The sequence below is a fragment of the Agromyces sp. NPDC057865 genome (assembly GCF_042796995.1).
In the GTDB taxonomy this organism is placed as follows: Bacteria; Actinomycetota; Actinomycetes; order Actinomycetales; family Microbacteriaceae; genus Agromyces.
The window spans coordinates 142633-164782 of sequence record NZ_JBHVMJ010000002.1 but is presented as its reverse complement, the minus strand read 5'-3'; the positions used below and the strand labels follow the sequence as shown (position 1 = coordinate 164782).

Below are 22150 nucleotides of genomic sequence, written 5' to 3'. Positions count from 1 at the left end.
TGTCCTTTCGATTGCCGGATGCCGAGCGGGTGGGTCGGCAGCGGGAGTCAGCTCTCGCCGAGGGTGCGGGAGAGATAGCGGGCGACGGCTCGCACGGCCGCCATGCTGGTGGTGTAGTCCATGCGCGTGGGACCCACGACGCCGAGGCGCGACACGTCGCGGCCCGGGATCTCGAACGCGCTGGAGACGATCGAGGTCTCGCCGAGGCCGAACGAGGCGTTCTCACGGCCGATGCGCACGGCGACCGCGTGCTCGTCGCCCGACATCTCGCCGAAGAGCTTCAGCAGCACGACCTGTTCCTCGATCGCCTCGATGACGTCGAGGATCGACCCGGCGAAGTCCTGCTCGGTGCGCACGAGGTTGGCGGCGCCGGCGACGACGAGCCGGTCGCTGCGCTGCACTCGGGCCTGCTCGGCGAGGGTCGCGGCGAGGGTGTGCAGCACGAGCGTGTGACGCCGGTCGGCATCGGGGATCGCGCCCGAGAGCGCCACCGCGGCATCCGCCATCGTGTGCCCGCCGGCGATCTCGTTGAGCCGCACTCGCAGCCCTGCGAGGGTCTCCTCGTCGACGGGCTGCTCGAGCTCGACGAGCCGCTGCTCGACCTGGCCGGAATCGGCGATGAGGATGCACAGCACGCGTGCGGGCGCCAGCGAGACGAGCTCGACGTGCCGCACGCGGGCGCTGCCGAAGCTCGGGTACTGCACGACGGCGAGCTGCTTGGTGAGCGACGCGATCAGCCGCACCGTTCGGGCGAGGAGCTCGTCGAGGTCGCTCGACTCGCCGAGGAAGGTCTCGATCGCCTGGCGCTGCGCCCGGGTGAGCGGCCGAACATCGCTGAGCTGGTCGACGAAGACGCGGTAACCCTTGTCGGTCGGGATGCGACCCGACGAGGTGTGGGGTGCCGCGATGAGCTCCTCCTCCTCGAGGAGGGCCATGTCGTTGCGGATCGTCGCCGCGGAGACGCCGAACGCGTGTCGCTCCACGATGGTCTTCGAACCCACCGGCTCACGCGACGCGACGTAGTCCTGCACGATGGCGCGGAGCACCTCGAGACCGCGTTCGGAGACCATGTTCCTCGCTTCCCTCACCGCTTAGCACTCGTTCTTCCTGAGTGCCAATCCTATCGCGACATGCTGCGACCCGGCCGTTGCCGACCGTCGGGCGCGGCGATACCGTATGGGTACTCCGCGAGTCACCCCGGCTGCGATCCTCCCTGCTCGCAGCCCGCGGTTCACCCCTGAACCCCCGAAAGGCACGCAATGACGGACCCCAACGCGCAGTCTCCTGATCCGAACGTCCCGCCGCCTCCGCCCCAGCAGCCGGCTTCGGCCCCGTCGGGCGCCGCACCGCTCACCCCCGAGCAGGACGTCCAGTGGGGCTCGTTCGCCCACCTCGGCGGCGTCCTCGGCATCCTGCCGTCGCTCATCATCTGGCTGGTCTTCAAGGACCGCGGCTCCTTCACGAACACCGAGGCGAAGGAGGCGCTGAACTTCCAGATCACGCTCATCTTCGGCTACCTGATCTCGTGGATCCTCGTGATCGTGTTCATCGGCGCGATCCTCGTCTGGGCGGTGTGGATCGTGGGCGTCGTGTTCTCGATCATCGCCTTCCTGCAGGCGAAGGACGGCAAGCACTACCGCTACCCCTTCGCGATCCGCCTCATCAAGTAGCGCGCAGGCGTCGCAACGTTACGCCCGCCGCGGGAGTGCCTACTCCCGCGGCGGGCGTCGCTGTGCCAGCATGAGAATCGACAGAGTCTCGCTCAGAGGCCCCGAAGAAGGAGTCAGCGCATGTCCGACACGCCCCCGCCTCCCCCGCCGCCCCAGAGCCCACCGCCGCCGCCCCCGCCCTCGCAGGGGCCCCCGCCGCCGCCTCCCGGGCAGCCGCCGCAGGGTCCGCCTCCGCCGCAGGAGCCGTACGGGGGTCAGACTCCACAGCAGCTCAGCCCGGCAGACGAGAAGCTGTGGGCGACGCTCATCAACGTGGGCGGCATCTTCTTCTACTTCGTGCCCGCGCTCATCGGCTACCTCGTCCTCAAGGACAAGGGCCCGTTCGTGCGCCACCACACCGCGACCGCGCTCAACTTCCAGATCACGATCGCGATCGCGCTCGTGGTGAGCTACATCCTGATCTTCCTCTTCATCGGCATCCTGCTCGTGATCGCCATCGAGATCGTGAAGATCGTCTTCAGCATCATCGCGGCCATCAAGGCCAACCAGGGCCAGCTCTACACCTACCCGCTCTCGATCAAGTTCGTGAGCTGACGGCCGCCGGCGTCGGTCGCCGGTCTCCACCGCACGAAAGCCCGCCCACGGTGCGCACGCACCGTCGGGGCGGGCTTTCGCGTTGTCCGCGCGCGCCGTCGCCAGAGCGAGCGGATGCCGCGTGGCGGACGGGGTTCCCCAGTTCAATCCGATCCGCCGCGGTTCAATTCGATCCCGCCGCGGCGGCCGCCGTCGCTCCCATCACATCCGAATGCAGGAAGAACCCGTCCGTACGCGGCGCGGCGAGACTCGACACGCCGGCGGACTTCCGATTCTTCCTGCATGCGCCGCGAACGATGTCGGCTCCGGCCAGCAACGGGAGACCGCAGCATCCCGAACACTTGCACGTCAAGTACTGTGTCAGATACAGTACTCGTCATGACCAAGCAACCCGCCATGGGCGCCGACGACGCGTTCGCCGCCGACCTGCTGCGCGGGCACACCGACACGATCGTGCTCGGCGTGCTCCGCGGGCGCGACCGCTACGGCCTCGAGATCTACAAGACCATCCGCGACCAGACGGGCGGCCGCTACGAGATCAAGGAGGCCACGCTCTACGCCGTGTACCGGCGGCTCCTCAAGGAGGGGCTCGCCGAGGCGTACTGGGGCGACGAGAGCCAGGGCGGGCGCCGCAAGTACTACCGCATCACCGACGCTGGTCGCGCCGTCTACGACCGCAACCTCGCCGCGTGGGTCGCGACCCGCGACATCATCGACTCCCTCCTCGACCTGCGCGCCGATGCGCGCGGCACCTCCGAAAGGCACCCCTCATGACCACCGAACCGTTCCACCGAGCCGCCGGCGGCTCCGTCCACCGCCTCCTCGACGAGGCGTTCGCGGGCGTCAAGATGACGCCCGACCTGCAGGACCTCAAGGAGGAGATCCGCGCCAACCTCGCCGTCCGGGCCGACGAGCTCATGGTCGACGGCCGCTCCCCCGAACAGGCCGCGCGACAGGCGTTCGACGAGCTCGGCGACCTCGGCGCACTCATCGCCGAGACGCAGGGGGTCGACGCTCCCGAGACCGGCGCCCGCTCGCGCCTCGCGGAGCACCTCGCCCGCCGGGTCCGGCCGCGGCCCGCCTTCGTCGTGCGCACGGTGCTGCTCTGCCTCGTCGCACTCGCCGGCCTCGTCGTGCTCGTGCTCGACGGCTTCGGGGTGCTCACCGCCTCCCTCGGCCTGCTGGTCGCGGCCGTAGCCGCCGTGGCGCTGCCGCTCGGCTGGGTCACCGCCGACGCGCTGCGCCAGGAGACGACGTCGAGCTTCCCGCTGCCGGTGCGACGCGCGGTCGGGTTCGGCGTCGGGGTCGGCCTCATCCTCGCGGGCCTCGGCGTCGGCTGGCTCGTCGTGCAGGGCGTCGCCGTCGCCTGGCTGGTGCTTGCGGCGGCCGCGGTCGTCGGCGGCATCGCGCTGCTCTCCTACCTCGGCGCGACGAAGACGAACCGGCACAAGCCGTGGGTCCTGGCGCAATCCGCCGACTTCGAGGACCGGTTCAGCAGCGATCCCGCGGCCGCGGCCCGCTTCGGCATCTACACGGCCGTGCTCTGGACGGCCGCGTTCGCCCTCTTCATCGTGCTGAGCTTCACCGTCGGCTGGGCGTGGTCGTGGCTCGCGCTCGTCGTCGGGTTCCTCGTCATGCTCGTGATCCTCGCGCGCATGCTGTTCCCGCTGAAGGGCTGAGCTACGGCCTGTCGGTCGGCTTCGGCCGGCCTCAGGCGTCGAGCAGCCTCCGGACCACCGCGTCCGCCAGCAGCCGTCCTCGACGGGTGAGCGTCAGCCGCCCGCCGAGGGCGGCTCTCGCGTCGACGAGGTCGTCGGCGATGAGCCCGGCGACCGCGTGGCGCCCGCCGGCGTGCAGCGACGGGAGGTCGATGCCCTCGCGGATCCGCGTGAGCAGCAGCACCCGCTCGGTCTCGCGGGTCGGCTCGTCGAGCACCTCGCGCCCCACCGCCGGCGAGAGCCCGGCCGTCACGCGCTCCGCGTACGCGGCCGGATGCTTCGCGTTCCACCAGCGCACGCCGCCGACGTGGCTGTGCGCGCCGGGACCGACGCCCCACCAGTCGTCGCCGCGCCAGTACCCGAGGTTGTGGCGCGAGCGATGCTCGGGCGTCGTCGCCCAGTTGCTCACCTCGTACCACTCGTAGCCGGCCGCGCCGAGCACGTCGTCGACGAGCTCGTACATGTCGGCCTCGAGGTCGTCGTCGGGCTGGGCGAGCTCGCCGCGGCGGATCTGCCGCGCCAGCTTCGTGCCCTGCTCCACGATGAGGGCGTAGGCGCTGACATGGTCGGGCCGCTCGGCCACGACCGCCTCGACGCTCCGTCGCCAGTCCGCGAGCGACTCCCCCGGCGTGCCGTAGATGAGGTCGAGGCTCACGTCGAGCCCGGCGCCGCGGGCCCAGCCGACCACGAGGGGAATCCGCTCGGGATCGTGCGTGCGGTCGAGTGCCGCCAGCACGTGGGGCACCGCGGACTGCATGCCGAACGACACGCGGGTGAAGCCTCCGTCGGCGAGCCGGCGGAGGTCCTCGGGCCCCACCGAGTCGGGGTTCGCCTCGGTCGTGACCTCCGCATCCGCCTCGAGGCCGAACTCGTCACGGACCGCGTCCAGCATGCGCACGAGGTCGTCGGCCGGCAGCAGCGTGGGGGTGCCTCCGCCGAAGAAGACGGTCGAGGCGGCACGGGCAGGCACGCCGGATGCCTCGAGCACACGTCGTGACATCCGGACCTCGGCGATGGCGTGGTCGGCGTAGTCCGCCTGGCGCGCACCGCGCAGCTCGTCGGACGTGTACGTGTTGAAGTCGCAGTACCCGCAGCGGACCCGGCAGAACGGGACGTGCAGGTACACGCCGAACGCCCGGTCGGCGGCGCCGACGGCGGCCGACGCGGGCAGCAGCCCGTCGAGCGGGGCCGGCTCGCCGAGCGGAAGGGCCGAGCCCACGATCAGCTCGGGAACGCGGGATGCAGCGCGCGCAGTTCGCGCGTCGTGAGCTCGCGGCGCTTGCGCCGCTGGCGACCTGCGCCGAGCCGTCGCACGCCGCCGCGACCACCGAGGATCGATCGGATCGTGAGCCATACGCCGTCATCCTCGCGGTGCTCGAGGATGAACGACTCCTCGCCGCTCTCGGGGCCGTCGGCCGTCGTGCCGTAGGCGAAGCCGATGCGCTGCGGCTCGTCGATCACGTAGACCACGAGCACGGGAGTGTCGCGGTGCCCGATGCGGCCGCGGCGGCGCAGCGTGGCGGTCATGCCCGCCGTGATGTACGGCGTGCCGTCGGCGCCGAAGCGGTCCTCGGTGCGCGGCGCGGGCTGGTCGGCGAGCGGGGCGCCCTCGGCGTCGTACACGATGCCGGGGTACTGCGCGCCCGTGCCCTCGGAGATGTCGACCACCTCGAAGCCGGCACCGCGCTGGATGCCCCACGTCATGAGCGCCTCGGCGGCCCGCTCGAAGCGATCGGCGCCGCTGCCGAGCCGCACGGAGTCCTCAGCGGGACGGTAGCCGGTCGGCGGATACCGCAGGAGATCGGGCGCCAGGGTCGCGCCGATCGCGCCGTACGTGACCGACTGGTCGGTGAAGGTGCTGCGTCGGGTCATCCGTCGATTCTACGGAACTCGCCTGCGCTACTTCTTCTTGGCGTCCTTGGACTCGGTCTCGCCCGAGAGCGCGGCGATGAACGCCTCCTGGGGCACCTCGACGCGGCCGACCATCTTCATGCGCTTCTTGCCCTCCTTCTGCTTCTCGAGGAGCTTGCGCTTACGCGTGATGTCGCCGCCGTAGCACTTCGCGAGCACGTCCTTGCGCATCGCGCGGATGGACTCGCGGGCGATGATGCGCGCGCCGATCGCGGCCTGGATCGGGACCTCGAACTGCTGGCGCGGGATGAGCTCGCGAAGGCGACCGGTCATGAGCACGCCGTAGGCGTAGGCCTTGTCGCGGTGCACGATGGCGCTGAACGCGTCGACCTGCTCGCCCTGGAGCAGGATGTCGACCTTCACGAGGTCGGCGGCCTGCTCGCCCGAGGGCTCGTAGTCGAGGCTCGCGTAGCCGGCGGTCTTCGACTTCAGCTGGTCGAAGAAGTCGAACACGATCTCGCCGAGCGGCATGTTGTAGCGGATCTCGACGCGGTCCTCGCCGAGGTACTCCATGCCGAGCAGCGTGCCGCGGCGCGACTGGCAGAGCTCCATGATCGTGCCGACGTAGTCCTTCGGAGCGAGGATGGCCGCCTTCACCATGGGCTCGCGGACCTCGGCGATCTTGCCGCCCGTCGGGAACTCGCTCGGGTTGGTCACCGTGACGCTCTTCTTGTCCTCCGTCGTCACCTCGTAGACCACCGAGGGCGCCGTGTTGATGATGTCGAGCCCGAACTCGCGCCGCAGGCGCTCGGTCACGATCTCGAGGTGCAGGAGGCCGAGGAAGCCGGCGCGGAACCCGAAGCCGAGGGCGACCGAGGTCTCGGGCTCGTAGACGAGCGCGGCATCCGACAGCTTGAGCTTGTCGAGCGCCTCGCGGAGCTCGGGGTAGTCGCTGCCGTCGATCGGGTAGAGCCCCGAGAACACCATCGGCAGCGGCTCGGTGTAGCCGGAGAGCGGCTCGGTGGCGGACTTGACCGCCGTCGTCACGGTGTCGCCGACCTTCGACTGGCGCACGTCCTTCACGCCGGTGATGAGGTAGCCGACCTCGCCGACGCCGAGGCCCTTCGTGGGCGTGGGCTCGGGCGCGCTCACGCCGATCTCGAGGATCTCGTGGGTCGCCTTCGTCGACATCATCTGGATGCGCTCGCGCGGGTTGAGCTTGCCGTCGACCATGCGCACGTACGTGACGACGCCGCGGTAGCTGTCGTAGACGGAGTCGAAGATCATCGCGCGGGCCGGGGCGTCCGCGTTGCCGACCGGAGCCGGGATGCGCTCGACGACGCGGTCGAGCAGGTCCTCGACGCCCATGCCGGTCTTGCCCGAGACGCGCAGCACGTCGTCGGGCGACCCGCCGATGAGGTCGGCGAGCTCCCTCGCGTACTTCTCGGGCTCGGCGGCCGGGAGGTCGATCTTGTTGAGCACGGGGATGATCTCGAGGTCGTTCTCGAGCGCGAGGTAGAGGTTCGCGAGCGTCTGCGCCTCGATGCCCTGCGCCGCGTCGACGAGCAGGATCGCGCCCTCGCACGCCGCGAGCGACCGCGAGACCTCGTAGCTGAAGTCGACGTGCCCTGGGGTGTCGATCATGTTGAGCGCGTACGAGACGTCGGGTCCCTCAGCCTGTCGAAGGGCCCAGGGCATGCGCACGGCCTGGCTCTTGATGGTGATGCCGCGCTCGCGCTCGATGTCCATGCGGTCGAGGTACTGCGCGCGCATGTCGCGGTCGGACACGATGCCCGTGATCTGCAGCATGCGGTCCGCGAGCGTCGACTTGCCGTGGTCGATGTGCGCGATGATGCAGAAGTTGCGGATCAGCGCGGGATCGGTGGCGGCGGGCACCGGCGGGTCAGAGGCTCTCGGAGACATCCTGACGATTCTCCCATGACTCGCGGCACCGCTCTCCCGCACGGATGCCGCGGGGCTCCGTTCGCTCGCAGCGCGCGTTCACCCATGGCTTGCGGTCCCACTTTCGACGGATGCCGCCCGCAGGCGGCGGGATTACGCTCGAAGCACCATGACCGTGATCGACGTGCCCGACGCGCGCGTGGCGCCATCCGCCCTGCGCCCGGTGTTCCTGACGCTCCGGCTCGGCCTCCACGTGCTCGTCGCGGGCCTCACGCTGTTCGTGGTGGTCCGGGCGCTGCTCGACGACGCGCCCGCCGAGGTCCCCGTCACGGTCCTCGCGATCGCCTTCCTCGCCTGGTACGCCGCGGGCGTCGCCGCCGCCCACCGGCACTTCCCGATGTGGGCGCGCATCGCCTGGCTCATCGCCCTGCTCGGACTGTGGGTCGCCCTGTCGGCCCTGACCCCGGATGCCGCGTTCCTCGCGTTCCCCCTCTTCTTCATCGAGCTGCACGTGCTGCCGGCCGTCGTCGCCGTGCCGCTCGTCGTCGTCACGTTCGGCATCTCCGTCTGGGGCGCGGCGACCCACCTCGGACTCGCGGTCGGCACGATCCTCGGCCCCCTCATCAGCGCGGGGGTCGCGATCGTGATCGGCTTGGGCTACCGCGCCATGTCCCAGGAGACCCGCGACCGGCAGGCGCTCATCCTCGACCTGCTCGCCACCCGCGAGGAGCTCGCGGCCGCGAGCCGCGAGGCCGGCACGCTCGCCGAGCGCGAGCGCATCGCCCGCGAGATCCACGACACCGTCGCGCAGGGGCTCTCGAGCATCCAGATGCTGCTGCACGCCGCCGAGCGCGACGTCGACGACGAGCCGACGCGCGAGAAGCTGCGGCTCGCCCGCGAGACGGCGGCCGAGAACCTCGGCGAGACGCGCCGGTTCATCCGCGAGCTCACCCCGCCCTCGCTCGATGAGCAGACCCTGCCCGCCGCGCTCGGACGACTCACCGAGGCCGTGAACGAGCAGGCCGAGCAGTCGGGGTCGGCGACGCGCGTGAGCTTCCGCACGAGCGGCGAGCCCACGATGCTGCCCATGGCGGTGGACGCGACGCTGCTGCGCATCGCGCAGGGCGCGCTCGCCAACGTGCTCCGCCACGCGGACGCGACGCGCGCCGAGCTCACGCTGAGCTACCTCGGCGACGAAGTCGCGCTCGACGTCGTCGACGACGGCGTGGGCTTCGACGCCGCGGCCGCCCAGCGCGAGGAAGTCGACGGCGTCGCGTTCGGCCTGCGGGCGATGCGCCAGCGCGCCGAGCGCCAGGGCGGGTCGATCGAGCTCGAGTCGGCGCCAGGCGAAGGCACCGCGGTGTCCGTGCGCATCCCGGCAGGGCCGGCATGATCCGGCTGCTGCTGGGCGACGACCACCCCGTGGTCCGGGCGGGCATCCGGGCGATGCTCGAGTCCGAACCCGACCTCGAGGTGGTCGGCGAGGCGGCGACCGCTGAGGACGCGGTGCGGCTCGCCGCGGCATCCGACGTCGACCTCGTGCTCATGGACCTGCAGTTCCCCGGCGCGATGCAGGGCGCGGAGGCGACCCGGCGCATCCGCTCGCACGACGCCGCGCCCCGCGTGCTCGTGCTGACGAACTACGACACCGACGCCGACATCCTCGGCGCCATCGAGGCGGGCGCGAGCGGGTACCTGCTCAAGGATGCCCCGCCCGGCGAGCTCGTCGCGGCCGTCCGCGCGGCGGCGACCGGCGAGTCCGCGCTCGCGCCCGCCGTCTCGTCGCGACTGCGCGCCTCGCGCGAAGCCGCCGACAGCCTCACCGCACGCGAGGCGGAGGTGCTCACGCTCGTCGCGGAGGGCCGCTCCAACCGCGACATCGGCCGCACGCTCTTCCTCAGCGAGGCGACCGTGAAGTCGCACCTCGTGCACATCTTCACGAAGCTCGGCGTCGGCTCGCGCACGGCCGCGGTGGCCCGGGCCCGCGAGCTCGGGGCGATCAGGGCGGGCTGACGGATGCCGCGCGCCCACGTCGTGCTCGTGCACGGACTCCGCACCTCGGCGACGATGTGGCGCCGCCAGCTGGCGGCCCTCGAGCACCGCGGCATCGACGCGGTCGCGGTGGACCTGCCCGGGCACGGTACGCGGATGGACGAGCCGTTCTCGATCGAGGCCGCGATGCGGGTGATCGACGACGCGTTCCCCGCGGATGCCTCGGGCGAGGCCGACGCCGGCGACGGCGCGGGCCCTGGCGGGTCCGGCCGCACCCCGCGGCTCCTCGTGGGGCTCAGCCTCGGCGGCTACCTCGGCATCGAGTACGCGGCGACGCATCCGGGCCGGATCGACGGCCTCGTCGCCGCCTCGTGCGGCACAAGGCCGCGCGGTGCGGGGCTCGCGGGATACCGGCGGCTCGCGGACGCGATCGGCCGCCTGCCCGACCGCGGGCGGGCGCTCAACGACCTGATGGTGCGCGTCTTCCTGCCCCGCGAGAGCGTCGACGACGTGCTCGCGGGCGGCGTCGCGCTCGACGTGATGGCGCCCGCACTCGGCGCGGTCGGCACGCTCGACCCCGAGGACGCACTCGCCCGTATCGACGTTCCCGTGTGGCTCGTGAACGGCCGCTTCGACCACTTCCGCATCGAGGAGCGGCGGATGCTGCGCGCCACCCGCGACGGGCGCCTCGTCGTGGTGCCCGGTGCGACCCACCTCGTGAGCCTCGCCCGGCCCGAGGACTTCACCGCCGCGGTGCTCGGGGCCGTCGCCGAGCTCGAACGGCGCGCGTCGGTGGCGCGCCGGCGCACCGCGACGGCCGGGTAGGCCCTCCGCGACGCCCGCCAACCCCTTGCGGTCGGGCATCAGTTCGACGAGGGTCGTGCACGACGAGGTGATCCGATGCACGAGACGAGGACGTATCCCGAGGGCGTACCCTCATGGATCGATATCGAGCAACCCGATCTCCCGGCGGCCATGGCGTTCTACGGGGGCCTCTTCGGCTGGAGCTTCGAGTCCGCCGAGGGTCCGCATGGCGACGCGGCCTACGTGGTGGCGCGGCACGACGGCCGGGAGGCTGCGGGGCTCGCGGCGCACGACGCGTCGCCTGATGCGCCGCCGACGTGGAACACGTACGTCGCCGTCACCGACGCCGAGGCCGCCGCGCAGCGGATCGTCGACGCCGGCGGGACGGTCCGGACGGGGCCGGTCGAGGCGGGCCGGGCCGGTCGCGCCGTCATGGCGATCGATCCCGCCGGCGCGGCCTTCCGGCTCTGGGAGGCCGGGACCCTCGCCGGCGTCCAGGCCGTGAACGAGCCCGGAGCGTGGAACTTCGCGTACCTGCAGACGACGGATGCCGCCGAGCCCGCGTTCTACACGCGGGTGTTCGGCTGGGAGTTCGCCGACCTCGGCTTCTCGACGCTCATCCGGGCGCCCGGCTACGGCGACCACCTCGCGGCGACCGTCGACCCGCACATCCGCGAACGCCAGGCTGGTGTTGCGACGCCGCAGGGGTTCGAGGACGCGATGGCGTGGCTCGCTCCCCCGCCGGCCGACGAGCCGTCGCAGTGGCACATCAGCTTCACCGTGGCCGACCGGGACGACACCGCGGCCGCCGCCGAACGACTGGGCGGACGCGTGCTGTCGTCCATCGACACGGACTGGACGCGCGACGCCGTCATCCGGGACCCGCAGGGCGGCCGGTTCACCGCCAGCCAGTTCGTCCCGCCCGGGCGCTGAGGGGTCCGAGTCACCCGGCATCGCTCGCTTTGGTGCCGTCGTGGACGAACTGGTATCGTTGTCTGTTGGCTTGCGTGTGGGTCCCACCCCGCACGAGACGCCGCGTCGGCCCCTCTACCGCGCGCGGCACATCCGGTACCCGCACACGAACGAAAGAACGAACCACGTGGCAAACATCAAGTCGCAGATCAAGCGCATCCGCACCAACCGCAAGGCCGAGGAGCGCAACAAGGCCGTCAAGAGCGAGCTGAAGACCGTCGTCCGCGCCGCCCGCGAGGCGATCGCCGCCGGCGACAAGGACAAGGCGACCGCCGCCGTGCGCGTCGCGTCGCGCAAGCTCGACAAGGCCGTCTCCAAGGGCGTCATCCACCAGAACCAGGCCGCGAACCGCAAGTCGGCGATCGCGAAGCAGGCTGCCGCGCTCTGACGCACCACGCACCTGATGAAGGCCCCGCACCTCGTGCGGGGCCTTCGTCGTTCCCGGGCGCACTCGTTCCCCGGGACATCGCCGGCGGAACGCCGCGACGGTCAGGCGAGGTCGCGACCGCGCGCGGAGATGACGCCGATGAGGCGTTCGAGCGCGAACACCGGATCGCGCTCGGCGCCCTTCACCGCGGCATCCGCGGCGGCCAATGAGCTGATGGCGCGCTGGAGGCCCTCATCGGTCCAGCCGGCGAGGTCGCGACGGGCGCGATCGACCTGCCACGGCGCCAGGCCGAGCGAGGATGCGACCTGGGGTCCGCCGCCGCGCACGCCCGAGACGCGCGCCAACGTGCGCACCTTCATCGCGAACGCGGCAACGATCGGCACCGGGTCGGCGCCGCTGTCGAGCGCGTGCCGGAGTGCGATCAGCGCCTCGCCGTGACGTCCGGCGATCGCCGCGTCGGCGACCGCGAACGCGTTCGTCTCGACGCGCCCGCCGTAGTAGCGCGCGACCACCTGCTCGGTGATCTCGCCCGGGGCATCCGCGATCAGCTGCCGGCACGCCGCGGACAGCTCGCCGAGGTCGTCGCTGAACGCCGCGACGAGCGACCGGAGCGCCCGCGCGTTGATGCTGCGCCCGGCCGCGCGGAACTCGGCCACCACGAAGTCCTGCTTCTCGGTCTCGCGCTTCAGCTCGGCGCACACGATCTCGATGCCGCCGCCCGTGCCCGCGCGGATGGCGTCGAGGAGCTTCTTGCCGCGCTGCCCGCCCGCGTGCCGGAGCACGAGCGTCGTGGACTCCGCGGTCTGCTCGAGGTAGTCGAGGGCGTCGAGGAGGAAGTCGTCGCTCGCCCGCTCGACGGCACCGACGCGGATGAGGCGCGGCTCGCCGAAGAGCGACGGACTCGCGAGCGTGAGGAGCTCGCCGCGGCGGTAGCCGTCGGCCTCGAGGTCGCTCACCTCGAGCGACGGGTCCTCGGAGCGGAGGAAGTCGCGCAGCATGCCGCTCGCGCGCTCGGCGAGCACGCTCTCGGGGCCGGAGATGAGCACGATCGGGGCGGGTCGCACCTCGTTCCATGCCAACTGCGGGATCGCGACCTTGGCACGCGACGGCGCCCCGGATCGTGCCGAGCCTGCCCTCGACGTGCCTGTACGTGCCGCCACCGCACCTCCCGTTCCGCTCAAGTCTACGAGCGGGCACCGACGGCCCCGCTCTCGGACCAGAGGCGGAAGCCGCCGTCCCCGTCGGCCGTCAGGGTCGAGGTGCCCGAGCGGTCGGTGCGCACGACGGTCGTGCGGGATGCCCCGAGGAGCTCGAGCAGGTGCGCGGTCGGGTGCCCGTAGCCGTTGTCCGCGCCCACGCCGATGAGCCCGACCGTGGCGCCGAGCTCCTCGTAGAGCCGCGCGCTCTGGTCGGCGGAGCCGTGATGGGCGACCTTCACGACGTCGACCCGGCCGAGTTCGGTCGACCGCAGGAGTCGTGCCTGCGCCTCCTCGCCGAGGTCGCCCAGGAAGACCGCGCGATAGCCGGATGCCTCGAGCTCGAGCACGACGCTGGCGTCGTTGCCCGGCGCGGCATCCGGCCTCGGCCATTCGATCCGCCACGACGCGTCGCCCAGCGTGCCGTGATCGCCGGCGACGACCTCGATCGATTCGGCACCGGCGTCGCCGAGCGGCTCGAGCACGCGGTCGGAGCGGTCGCCGTCGAGCGGCCCGTGCAGCACGGTGTCGACCCGGCCGGCCACGGCCGCCGCGCCACCGGCATGGTCGGCGTCCCAGTGCGTGATGACGAGGAGGTCGATCCGGCCGATGCCGAGCAGGGCGAGGCAACGGTCGAGGGCGGCGGGATCGGGGCCGGTGTCGATGAGGGCGATCGCCGCGTCGACGCGCACGAGCATCGCGTCGCCCTGTCCCACGTCGCACGCCGCGAGGTCCCAGTCGCCCGGACGCGTCGCGCCGACGACGAGCGGGCCGCCGACGGAGATCCCGACGGGCACGGCGACGCCGACCGCGAGCACCGCGGCCGCCCACGCCCGCGTGCGTGATCGCGTGGCGAAGACCAGCACCAGCGCGAGGGCGGTGCAGACCGCGAGCAGCAGGGCGCCCGGCGCATCGGGCAGCCACGACAGCCGTCCGCCGGGGAGCGACGACGCCCCGTGGGCCACGAGCGCGATCCAGGAGGCCGGCAGCCACGCCAGCTGCACGAGGGCGGCGCCGACCGCGGGGAGCACCGGGAGGATCAGGCAGGCGATGAGGCCCACGACCGTGCCGACGGGCGCCGCAGGTGCCGCGAGCAGGTTCGCGGGTACCCCGTAGAGCGCGATCGCCGGGTCGAGCAGCACGAGGATCGGCTGGCAGGCGAGCTGCGCTGCGAGCGGCACGGCGAGTCCGATGGCGAGCGGCACCGGCATCACGCGCGCGAGGCGTGCGGCCAGCGGCCCGGCCAGCAGGATCAGACCGGCGGTCGCGGCCGCGGAGAGCGCGAACCCGTAGTCGCGGGCGAGCCACGGATCGAAGGCCAAGAGGCCGATGACGGCGACCGAGAGGGCGGCCACTCCCCCGCCCGGACGCCCGGATGCGATCGCGATGAGCACCGCCACGGCCATCGCGCCGGCGCGGACGACGCTCGGCTGCGGCGTCACGAGCACGATGAAGCCCGCCAGCGCGACGAGCGCCGCCACCACGCGGATGGACCGTCGAGCGCCGCAGAGCGCCGCGAGCCCGAACGCCGCCGCCGTGACGATCGCGCAGTTGGCGCCCGACACGGCCGTCAGGTGGCTCAACGAGCTCGCGCGCATGGCCGTGTCGAGGTCGGCACCGACCGCGGTCGTGTCGCCGATCGCGAGGCCGGGCACAAGGGCGGCGCCGTCGCCGTCGAGGCGGGTCGCGGCATCCGCGAGGTCGCTGCGCGGGACGACGGCCCACGCGAGCCAGGCCGGCGGCGCGCCCTGGATCGTGGGCTCGCTCTCGGGCCGGAGCCGGAAGGCGCTCTGCTCGGCGCCGGGAAGCGCCGCCACCCGGGCGGCGAATGCGACCCGGACGCCCAGGGAGAGGTCGCGAGCCGGGAGGTCGAGCGTCGTCGTGACGGGGACGGGCACCACCGCCCGTCCGTCGACGGCGACGACCCGCGCGTCGACCCGCAGGGTCGGCGCTTCGCCCGCCTCGGCCCACATCGCCCGCATCGGCCGGGGCGCCGCCACGACCTCGATCACCACGTCCGCGCTGATGTGCGACGCTGCGATCGCGGCGAGGGGCGACTCGGCTCGCCGATCGAGCTGGACCGCCGCCGACGTCGCCGCGAGCCCCGCGGCGGCGCACACGACCAACCCGATCGCCGCGAACGCCGCGAGTCGCCGCCGTCGCCGCGCGACGAACACCGTGGCGAGCAGTGCGACCGCGGCCGACCAGATCGACCCGGCGACGATCACCGGATCGAGACCGGCATCGGATGCCGCGACGGCGCACCACGCGACGATCCACGTGCCGACGGCGGGAAGCAGCAGGCGGACGTCGCCCACTCAGAGCGCGACCCGGTCGGCGAGCCCCGAGAAGACCGCGTCGCCGATGCCCGCCACGTCGAGCAGCTGGTCGACGCTCGTGAACGGCCCGTTCGCCTCCCGCCAGTCGATGATCCGCTGGGCGAGCGCCGGACCGATGCGCGGCAGCGTGTCGAGCGCGGCCACGTCGGCGGTGTTGAGGTGCACTTTCCCGTCGCCCACGGCTGCGCCGGACCCGCCGGCAGCGCCGACGGCCCCGGTGGAGCTCCCGGCCGGCGGCGCCTCCCCGACGGCGAGCACCACGAGCTGCTCGCCGTCGACCACCGGGCGTGCGAGGTTCACGGCCGCGGGATCGGCCTCGGGCGTGAAGCCGCCGGCCGCGGCGACGGCGTCCACCACACGGGCACCGGGCGCGAGCTCGACGAGCCCCGGCGCGGCGACGGCGCCCAGCACGTGCACCAGCAGCGGCGCGGCCGCCGCTCCCGTCGCGACCTCGACGCCACCGGCCGATGAGGCGGGATCGGCCTCGGCCGGGACGATCGAGCCCTGCGCACCGCCGCCGCCGGACGCGACCGACAGCACGGCGGCGATCGCGACGGCGCCCACGAACAGCACCACCGCGGCCCCGACCGCAATGCGGACGCGCGGCGCCGCCCGCCGCGCACGAGGGTCGAGCGCGCCGAGCGGATCGTCATCACGGGTCGCGGGCATGCCCGCAGGCTAGGCGGCAGCGAAGCCTGGCATCGTGGCGAGAGCGCCGGCGATCAGCCGATCAGCCGCTCACACGACCTGTCGAGGACGGGTCGGCGACGCGTCAGCGACAGGTCAGCGCCGCGTCGCGATGTTCACGAGTCGCGGAGCGCGCACGATGACGTTCGCGATCTCCTTCTCGCCGATCGCACGCGCCACGCCGACGGATCCGCGAGCGAGCGCCTCGAGCTCCTCGCCCGAGATCTTCGGCGAGACCTCGAGCCGGTCGCGCACCTTGCCGTCGACCTGCACGATCGCGGTGACCGATTCCTCGACGAGCAGCGCGGGGTCGGCCTTGCGCCACGTCACGAGCGCGACGCTCGGCTCGTACCCGAGGCGCTCCCACATGTCCTCGGCCGTGTACGGCGCGAAGAGGTCGAGGATCATCGCCGTGACCTCCGCGGCCTCCCGCACCGCGGCATCCGCGGCACCGGGACCCGAGTCGATCGCCTTGCGGGTCGCGTTGACGAGCTCCATGAGGCGCGCCACGACGACGTTGAACTTGAACGCCTCGACGAGGGCCGGGGCATCCGCCAGCAGTCGGTGCGTCAGGCGGCGCAGGCTCGCGTCGCCCGACTTCCACTCGACGTCGGGGCTCGAGGTGACCTCGCCCGAGATGCGCCAGGCACGGGCGAGGAACTTCGCCGCGCCGACGGGCGAGACGTCCGCCCAGTCGATGTCGTCTTCGGGCGGTCCGGCGAACGCGAGCGTCACGCGGAGCGCATCGGCGCCGTGCTGGCCGAGCTCGCTCGCGAACTCGACGAGGTTGCCCTTGGACTTCGACATCTTCGCGCCGTCCATGATCACCATGCCCTGGTTGAGCAGGGAGGTGAACGGCTCCGTGAAGCTCAGGTAGCCGAGGTCGAACAGCACCTTGGTGATGAAGCGCGAGTAGAGCAGGTGCAGGATCGCGTGCTCGACGCCGCCCACGTACTGGTCGACCGGGAGCCACTTCTCGGCCTCGGCGACGTCGAACGCCTGGCCGTCGTCGTTCGGGCTGAGGTAGCGCAGGTAGTACCAGGAGCTGTCGACGAACGTGTCCATGGTGTCGGAGTCGCGCCGAGCCGCGCCCCCGCAGTTCGGGCACGCGACGTTCGCCCAGTCGTCGGCCGCACCGAGCGGGCTCGCGCCCTTCGGCTTGAGGTCGAGGCCCGCGGCATCGGGCAGCCGCACCGGCAGCTCGTGCTCGGGCACGGGCACCTCGCCGCACTCGTCGCAGTGGATGATCGGAATGGGCGTGCCCCAGTAGCGCTGCCGCGAGATCAGCCAGTCGCGCAGGCGGAAGTTCTTCGCGGCGCGGCCGGTGCCGCGCTGCTCGAGCACCTCGATGATGCGGCGGATCGCGTTCGACTTCGAGAGCCCGTCGAGCGGCCCCGAGTTGATGAGGCGTCCCTCGCCGGGCAGGGCGACGCCGGTCGCGGCGGGGTCGAGCTCGGGCAGGTCCTCGGGCAGGATCGGCTCACCCTCGTCGTCGAGCTGGATCACCGGGATCACCCCCGTGACCGGCTGGTTCGTGTCGACGACGACGCGCACGGGCAGGTCGAACGCGCGGGCGAAGTCGAGGTCGCGCTGGTCGTGCGCGGGCACGGCCATGATCGCGCCGTGGCCGTAGTCGGCCAGCACGTAGTCGGCGGCCCAGATCGGGAGCCGCTCGCCGTTCACGGGGTTCTCGGCGTAGCGCTCGAGGAACACGCCCGTCTTCGGCCGCTCCGTCGAGAGGCGGTCGATGTCACTCTCGGCGCGCACCGAGTCGAGGTAGTCCTGGAATCGGGTCTGCACCTCGGCGGATGCCCCCGCCGCGAGCTCGGCCGCGATCTCCGAGTCGGGCGCGACGACCATGAAGGTCGCGCCGTAGAGCGTGTCGGGGCGCGTGGTGAACACCGAGACGGGCTCGTCACGGCCCTCGATGCGGAACTCGACGTCGGCGCCTGCGGACCGGCCGATCCAGTTGCGCTGCATCGTGACGACCTTCGACGGCCACGAGCCCTCGAGCTGGTTGAGGTCGTCGAGCAGGCGGTCGGCGTAGTCGGTGACGCGGAAGTACCACTGGGTCAGGGCCTTCTTCGTCACCACGGCGCCGCAGCGCTCGCAGTGGCCGTCGACGACCTGCTCGTTCGCGAGCACGGTCTGGTCGACCGGGCACCAGTTCACGAGGCCCGCCTTGCGGTAGGCGATGCCCTTCTCGTAGAGCTTCAGGAACAGCCACTGGTTCCAGCGGTAGTACTCGGGGTCGCTCGTGTGCAGCTCACGGGACCAGTCGAACGACGGCGCATACTGGCGGAACGAGCGCTTCTGCTGCTCGATGTTGTCGTACGTCCAGCCGCGCGGGTCGATGCCGCGCTTGATCGCGGCGTTCTCGGCGGGCAGGCCGAACGAGTCCCAGCCGACCGGGTGCAGCACGTCGAAGCCCTGGTGGCGCCAGTAGCGGGCCACGGTGTCGCCGTAGCCGAACGCCTCGGCGTGGCCCATGTGCAGGTCGCCCGACGGGTACGGGAACATGTCGAGGATGTACTTGCGCGGCTTCGTCTCGCCCGGCCGGCCGGCGACGAAGGGGGCGAGCTCGTCCCACACGGGAAGCCACTTCGCCTGGAGGGCTGCGAAGTCGTACGCGCCGGCGTCGGCGTGGGCCTGGTCCTGATCGTGTGCCACGTGACTCTCAATCGTGTGTCGCTGCGGTGGGGGCATCCGCGCATCTCTGGGCGCGCCGGAACGCGGCACGCACTCGGGAATCCAGCCTACCTACTCGAGGGCCGCCGCCGCCCGCGTTCGCGGTGGGCCGACAGGCTGCGGCTCCGCCGGGTCGTCAGCCTGCGACGGATGCCGCGCCGAGCACGGCGAGGAGGGCACGCGCCTTGACTCTCGTCTCCTCGATCTCCTCCGCCGCCACCGACAGCGCGGTGATCCCGCCGCCCGTGCCGACGCTCGCCCCCGCCGGGGTGAGCACGACCGACCGGATGACCATCGCGAGGTCGGCGCTGCCGTCGACGCCGAGGTAGCCGAAGGCGCCCGAATAGACGCCGCGCGGTCCCGCCTCGAGCTCGTGCAGGATCGTCATCGCGCTGCGCTTGGGCGCCCCGGTCATCGACCCGGCGGGGAACGCGGACTGCACCACGTCGAGCACGGTGAGCGGATGCCGGATGCGGGCGCGCACGGTCGAGACGAGCTGGTGCACGTGCGCGTACTCCTCCACCTCGAGGAGGCTCGGCACGGTGACGGTGCCGAGCTCGGCGATGCGCCCGAGGTCGTTGCGCATGAGGTCCACGATCATGAGGTTCTCGGCGCGCTCCTTGTCGCTCTCGAGGAGCTCGCGGCGCAGCCGCTCGTCGACGGCGGGGTCGGCTCCGCGCGGGCGCGTGCCCTTCATCGGCTTGGTCGACACGATGCCGTCGCGGTCGACGTGCAGGAACTGCTCGGGCGACGCGCTGAGCAGCGCGACGTCGCCGAAGCGCACGTACCCGCCGTGATGCGTGGGGCTGGAGGCGCGGAGCGCGAGGTAGGCGTGGGCCGGATCGGGCCGCACGTCGACGTCGACGCGGTTCGTGAGGCAGAGCTGGTAGGCGTCGCCGCGCACGATCGCGGCCTGGCACTCGCCGATGAGGTGGGCATAGTGCGCGGGGTCGTGACGCCAGCGGATGGCCGGGGCTTCGCCAGCCGCGGGCATCGGCGATCGCGCCGCGGTCGAGCCGTCGAGCCCGTCGAGCCCGTCGAGCGCGTCGAGGGCCGCCGCGATCTCGTCGGCCCACGCTTCCGCTTCGCCGGCTGCATCTCCCGCGGCGGCGTCGTCCTCGAGCCACACGAGCCGCACCGCGCGGGCCGCGTGGTCGAACACCACCGCGCGATCGACGAACAGGAAGGCGGCATCCGGCGTCTCGGCCGGCGCGATCGGCACGTCGTTCAGGCTCGCGCCGAGCTCGTAGCCGAACCAGCCGAACCAGCCGAGCGGGCCGTCATCGCCGGGTTCGTCGACCGGGTCCGTCAACTCCTCGGCGAGTACGTCGAACACGGATGCCTCGCGCGTCTCCCGCGCATCGTCGGGGCCGGCTGGCGTGCTCGTCGTGACCGTGCCCTGCACGATGTCGGCCGTGACGAACCGACTGCCGGGGTGCGCGGCGGCGAGGACGCTCACGCCGGTCGCGGCATCCGTGCCCCCGTCGAGCCAGACGACGTGCGTCGCGTCGGCGAACCGGTCCCGGAAGACGAGCTCGGGGTCGCGCCACGCCTCGACCGGGCGGGTGCGGATGCGACGCGGCATCCTCCCAGCCTACGGCCGGGCGGCATACGGAAGGGGCGGTGCGGTCGCCCGCACCGCCCCTCCGAGCGCCGGATCGATCGGGCTAGCGGAGTGCCTGATGACCCTTGAACGCCGGGTCGAACTGCCCGACGGCCTTGCCCTTGCCGGTGCCGTTGACCGCCGACGTCGTCTTGGCGAAGACGAGGGTCGAGTGGGCCACGGCGTCGGACATCAGGCCGAGCGTGTCGTCGTCGAGGTTCGCGTACGTGTCGCACGCCGAGTGATAGCAGGGGTCGTAGGCCTCCCCTGCGGTCCCGCCGAAGATCGCCGCCTGCTCGGCCGACTTGATGCCCTCGGCGCCCGTGAACAGGCCGCCCGCCGGGATGCCCGCCTCGATGAAGCCGAAGTAGTCACTGCGGCCGTCGAAGTCGGTCGGCTCCGTCGGCTGGCCCTGCGAGGCGAAGAAGTCGTTGAAGACCCCCTCGATCGTGCCCGAGCCGTTCGGGCCCGAGACGCCGAGCGCGTTCCCGTCGCCGTCGTAGACGAAGTTGACGGGGTTCGGCGAGCCGATCATGTCGAAGTTGAGGTTGAGGGCCGTGCCCTTGACCTCCTTCGCCGACAGCTGCGAGACGTAGTAGCTCGACCCGATGAGGCCGTCCTCCTCGCCGCTCCAGAACGCGAAGCGCACGCGGTTCTCGGGCCTGACGCCGAGCTTCGCCATCTGGATCGCGGTCTCGAGGATGGCGGCGGTGCCGGAGCCGTTGTCGTTGATGCCGGGTCCCTCCGCCACCGAGTCGAGGTGGCCGCCGACGACGACCGTGCGGTCGGTGCGACCCGCCGTATCGGCCCAGATGTTCTGCGTCGTGACCGGAACGACGGTGATCTGCACGCTCAGGCTGAGGTGCAGGTTCGACGTGTTCACCCACTCCGCGCCGAGCTCGAACGGCGCACTGACGACGGGGAGGTTCTCGTCGATGATCGAGCCGAGCGTCCCGCCGAAGAGGCCGAAGCGGTCGTCGCCCGGCACATCGTTGCCCTGGTTGAACACGATCACGCCGACGGCCCCTGCGTCGAGGGCGTTCTGGGCCTTCACCGCGAAGTCGCACGACCCGCGCTGGATGAGTGCGATATCGCCTGCGGGGAAGGCGCCGAAGTCGCCCGGCTCGCAGCCGCTGGTCGAAGCCCGGTCGCCGCCGAGGTTGACGTCGACCGCAGTCACGTGCACGTTCGTCAGGTTCCCGCCGCCGGTGTAGTCCATCGGGAAGTAGTCGACGCCGAGCGCATAGGTGTCCGGGTTGGGCGAGACCTGCGACATCGAGGTCCCGGTGAAGTCCGTGCGTTCGTAGGTGAACGGCTGGACGGTCGTCGTGTAACCGGCCGCCTCCAGCTTCTGCTTGACGTACGCCAGCGAGGCCGCGTGTCCCGGCGTGCCGGCCGCGCGGTTGCCACCATTGGCCGACGCGATCGACTGGAACGCCGCGAGGTGCGACTTCACGCCGTCGAGCGTGACCGCGGCGCGCAACGCCGACGTGTCGGTGACGACAGCGGCCTGGGCGGGGCCGGCGATCGCGAGCGTCGCACAGACGGCTGCCGACGCCGCGACGGCGGCGACACGCAGTGTGTTTCGGGTTGGGTGATTCACAGGTGCTCCTTCGGGTTGAGGGAGGTGCTCGGCACACGTCGAACGGCGCGTGCCGTTGACGGCGACCGTAGCGCACGGCTCGCGGCCGCGGGAAGGCTTCGGCGGGCGATGCGCACGACGCGTGCGCGACACGCGTGATTCCG

At 72.2% G+C, this 22150-nt stretch carries 19 protein-coding genes; 9 read left to right on the top strand and 10 right to left on the bottom strand.

Features of this window, described 5'->3' with window-relative positions; genetic code table 11:
* Positions 1 to 47: 47 nt before the first annotated feature.
* Positions 48 to 1070, bottom strand: coding sequence for a heat-inducible transcriptional repressor HrcA (hrcA, locus tag ACFVN5_RS08405; RefSeq protein WP_376954535.1), 1023 nt, complete (start codon positions 1068 to 1070; stop codon positions 48 to 50).
* A gap of 189 nt (positions 1071 to 1259) precedes the next feature.
* Here hrcA and ACFVN5_RS08400 point away from each other — a divergent pair, with 189 nt between their 5' ends.
* The 4 genes from ACFVN5_RS08400 to ACFVN5_RS08385 all read left to right on the top strand — a co-directional run bounded on the left by ACFVN5_RS08400 (position 1260) and on the right by ACFVN5_RS08385 (position 3943).
* Positions 1260 to 1670, top strand: coding sequence for a DUF4870 domain-containing protein (locus ACFVN5_RS08400; protein ID WP_376954534.1), 411 nt, complete (start codon positions 1260 to 1262; stop codon positions 1668 to 1670).
* 120 nt (positions 1671 to 1790) lie between these two features.
* Entirely contained in the window at positions 1791 to 2264 is a 474-nt protein-coding gene (locus ACFVN5_RS08395; protein WP_376954533.1) for a DUF4870 domain-containing protein, read from the top strand.
* A 378-nt stretch (positions 2265 to 2642) separates the two neighbouring features.
* Positions 2643 to 3038 carry a PadR family transcriptional regulator gene (locus ACFVN5_RS08390; RefSeq protein ID WP_376954531.1) on the top strand — a complete coding sequence of 132 codons (396 nt, stop codon included), beginning with the start codon at positions 2643 to 2645 and terminating at the stop codon, positions 3036 to 3038.
* Positions 3035 to 3943 carry a permease prefix domain 1-containing protein gene (locus ACFVN5_RS08385; RefSeq protein WP_376954530.1) on the top strand — a complete coding sequence of 303 codons (909 nt, stop codon included), beginning with the start codon at positions 3035 to 3037 and terminating at the stop codon, positions 3941 to 3943. The genes ACFVN5_RS08390 and ACFVN5_RS08385 overlap by 4 nt, the downstream gene beginning before the upstream one ends.
* Before the next feature lie 31 nt (positions 3944 to 3974).
* Here ACFVN5_RS08385 and hemW read toward each other — a convergent pair whose 3' ends face one another.
* Genes hemW through lepA form a run of 3 tightly spaced genes read right to left on the bottom strand, consistent with a single transcriptional unit; the run spans position 3975 to position 7756 of the window.
* Positions 3975 to 5201, bottom strand: coding sequence for a radical SAM family heme chaperone HemW (gene hemW, locus ACFVN5_RS08380; RefSeq protein ID WP_376954528.1), 1227 nt, complete (start codon positions 5199 to 5201; stop codon positions 3975 to 3977).
* Positions 5202 to 5203: 2 nt separating this feature from the next.
* A complete protein-coding gene (locus ACFVN5_RS08375; RefSeq protein ID WP_376954526.1) occupies positions 5204 to 5854 on the bottom strand; it encodes a DUF1990 family protein in 651 nt (216 codons plus the stop codon).
* Positions 5855 to 5881: 27 nt separating this feature from the next.
* The gene (gene lepA, locus ACFVN5_RS08370; RefSeq protein WP_376954524.1) at positions 5882 to 7756 is read right to left on the bottom strand and encodes a translation elongation factor 4; all 1875 of its coding nucleotides are present in this window, start codon (positions 7754 to 7756) and stop codon (positions 5882 to 5884) included.
* Positions 7757 to 7904: 148 nt separating this feature from the next.
* Here lepA and ACFVN5_RS08365 point away from each other — a divergent pair, with 148 nt between their 5' ends.
* The 5 genes from ACFVN5_RS08365 to rpsT all read left to right on the top strand — a co-directional run bounded on the left by ACFVN5_RS08365 (position 7905) and on the right by rpsT (position 11891).
* The gene (locus tag ACFVN5_RS08365; RefSeq protein WP_376954523.1) at positions 7905 to 9128 is read left to right on the top strand and encodes a sensor histidine kinase; all 1224 of its coding nucleotides are present in this window, start codon (positions 7905 to 7907) and stop codon (positions 9126 to 9128) included.
* Entirely contained in the window at positions 9125 to 9748 is a 624-nt protein-coding gene (locus ACFVN5_RS08360) for a response regulator (RefSeq protein WP_376954521.1), read from the top strand. The genes ACFVN5_RS08365 and ACFVN5_RS08360 overlap by 4 nt, the downstream gene beginning before the upstream one ends.
* 3 nt (positions 9749 to 9751) lie before the next feature.
* Positions 9752 to 10552, top strand: a complete 801-nt coding sequence (locus ACFVN5_RS08355) for an alpha/beta fold hydrolase (protein ID WP_376954519.1) — start codon at positions 9752 to 9754, stop codon at positions 10550 to 10552.
* Positions 10553 to 10627: 75 nt separating this feature from the next.
* Positions 10628 to 11464 carry a VOC family protein gene (locus ACFVN5_RS08350; RefSeq protein ID WP_376954518.1) on the top strand — a complete coding sequence of 279 codons (837 nt, stop codon included), beginning with the start codon at positions 10628 to 10630 and terminating at the stop codon, positions 11462 to 11464.
* A gap of 166 nt (positions 11465 to 11630) precedes the next feature.
* Positions 11631 to 11891, top strand: a complete 261-nt coding sequence (gene rpsT, locus ACFVN5_RS08345; protein WP_310517966.1) for a 30S ribosomal protein S20 — start codon at positions 11631 to 11633, stop codon at positions 11889 to 11891.
* Between the two features lie 101 nt (positions 11892 to 11992).
* Here the strand turns inward: rpsT and holA are convergent, their stop codons facing one another.
* The 6 genes from holA to ACFVN5_RS08315 form a co-directional block, all read right to left on the bottom strand.
* A complete protein-coding gene (gene holA / locus ACFVN5_RS08340) occupies positions 11993 to 13051 on the bottom strand; it encodes a DNA polymerase III subunit delta (protein WP_376954516.1) in 1059 nt (352 codons plus the stop codon).
* A gap of 23 nt (positions 13052 to 13074) precedes the next feature.
* Positions 13075 to 15405 (bottom strand): ComEC/Rec2 family competence protein, encoded by a 2331-nt coding sequence (locus tag ACFVN5_RS08335; protein ID WP_376954515.1) that lies wholly within the window; start codon positions 15403 to 15405, stop codon positions 13075 to 13077.
* On the bottom strand, positions 15406 to 16095 hold the full coding sequence (locus tag ACFVN5_RS08330; RefSeq protein WP_376954514.1) for a ComEA family DNA-binding protein: 690 nt from the start codon (positions 16093 to 16095) through the stop codon (positions 15406 to 15408). It lies immediately after the preceding gene.
* A gap of 114 nt (positions 16096 to 16209) precedes the next feature.
* Complete coding sequence (gene leuS / locus ACFVN5_RS08325) at positions 16210 to 18783, bottom strand: leucine--tRNA ligase (protein WP_376954513.1); 2574 nt, start codon at positions 18781 to 18783, stop codon at positions 16210 to 16212.
* Positions 18784 to 18937: 154 nt separating this feature from the next.
* The gene (gene pabB / locus ACFVN5_RS08320; protein WP_376954512.1) at positions 18938 to 20386 is read right to left on the bottom strand and encodes an aminodeoxychorismate synthase component I; all 1449 of its coding nucleotides are present in this window, start codon (positions 20384 to 20386) and stop codon (positions 18938 to 18940) included.
* 82 nt (positions 20387 to 20468) lie between these two features.
* Positions 20469 to 22007 (bottom strand): M20/M25/M40 family metallo-hydrolase, encoded by a 1539-nt coding sequence (locus tag ACFVN5_RS08315; RefSeq protein ID WP_376954511.1) that lies wholly within the window; start codon positions 22005 to 22007, stop codon positions 20469 to 20471.
* Between the last annotated feature and the right edge of the window lie 143 nt (positions 22008 to 22150).

Coding starts and splice junctions, on each gene's coding strand:
- ACFVN5_RS08330 (WP_376954514.1), bottom strand. CDS start 16,095: ATGCCCGCGACCCGTGATGACGATCCGCTCGGCGCGCTCGACCCTCGT.
- ACFVN5_RS08385 (WP_376954530.1), top strand. CDS start 3,035: ATGACCACCGAACCGTTCCACCGAGCCGCCGGCGGCTCCGTCCACCGC.
- ACFVN5_RS08375 (WP_376954526.1), bottom strand. CDS start 5,854: ATGACCCGACGCAGCACCTTCACCGACCAGTCGGTCACGTACGGCGCG.
- ACFVN5_RS08365 (WP_376954523.1), top strand. CDS start 7,905: ATGACCGTGATCGACGTGCCCGACGCGCGCGTGGCGCCATCCGCCCTG.
- ACFVN5_RS08395 (WP_376954533.1), top strand. CDS start 1,791: ATGTCCGACACGCCCCCGCCTCCCCCGCCGCCCCAGAGCCCACCGCCG.
- pabB (WP_376954512.1), bottom strand. CDS start 20,386: ATGCCGCGTCGCATCCGCACCCGCCCGGTCGAGGCGTGGCGCGACCCC.
- ACFVN5_RS08360 (WP_376954521.1), top strand. CDS start 9,125: ATGATCCGGCTGCTGCTGGGCGACGACCACCCCGTGGTCCGGGCGGGC.
- ACFVN5_RS08400 (WP_376954534.1), top strand. CDS start 1,260: ATGACGGACCCCAACGCGCAGTCTCCTGATCCGAACGTCCCGCCGCCT.
- ACFVN5_RS08390 (WP_376954531.1), top strand. CDS start 2,643: ATGACCAAGCAACCCGCCATGGGCGCCGACGACGCGTTCGCCGCCGAC.
- hrcA (WP_376954535.1), bottom strand. CDS start 1,070: ATGGTCTCCGAACGCGGTCTCGAGGTGCTCCGCGCCATCGTGCAGGAC.
- ACFVN5_RS08355 (WP_376954519.1), top strand. CDS start 9,752: ATGCCGCGCGCCCACGTCGTGCTCGTGCACGGACTCCGCACCTCGGCG.
- ACFVN5_RS08350 (WP_376954518.1), top strand. CDS start 10,628: ATGCACGAGACGAGGACGTATCCCGAGGGCGTACCCTCATGGATCGAT.
- lepA (WP_376954524.1), bottom strand. CDS start 7,756: ATGTCTCCGAGAGCCTCTGACCCGCCGGTGCCCGCCGCCACCGATCCC.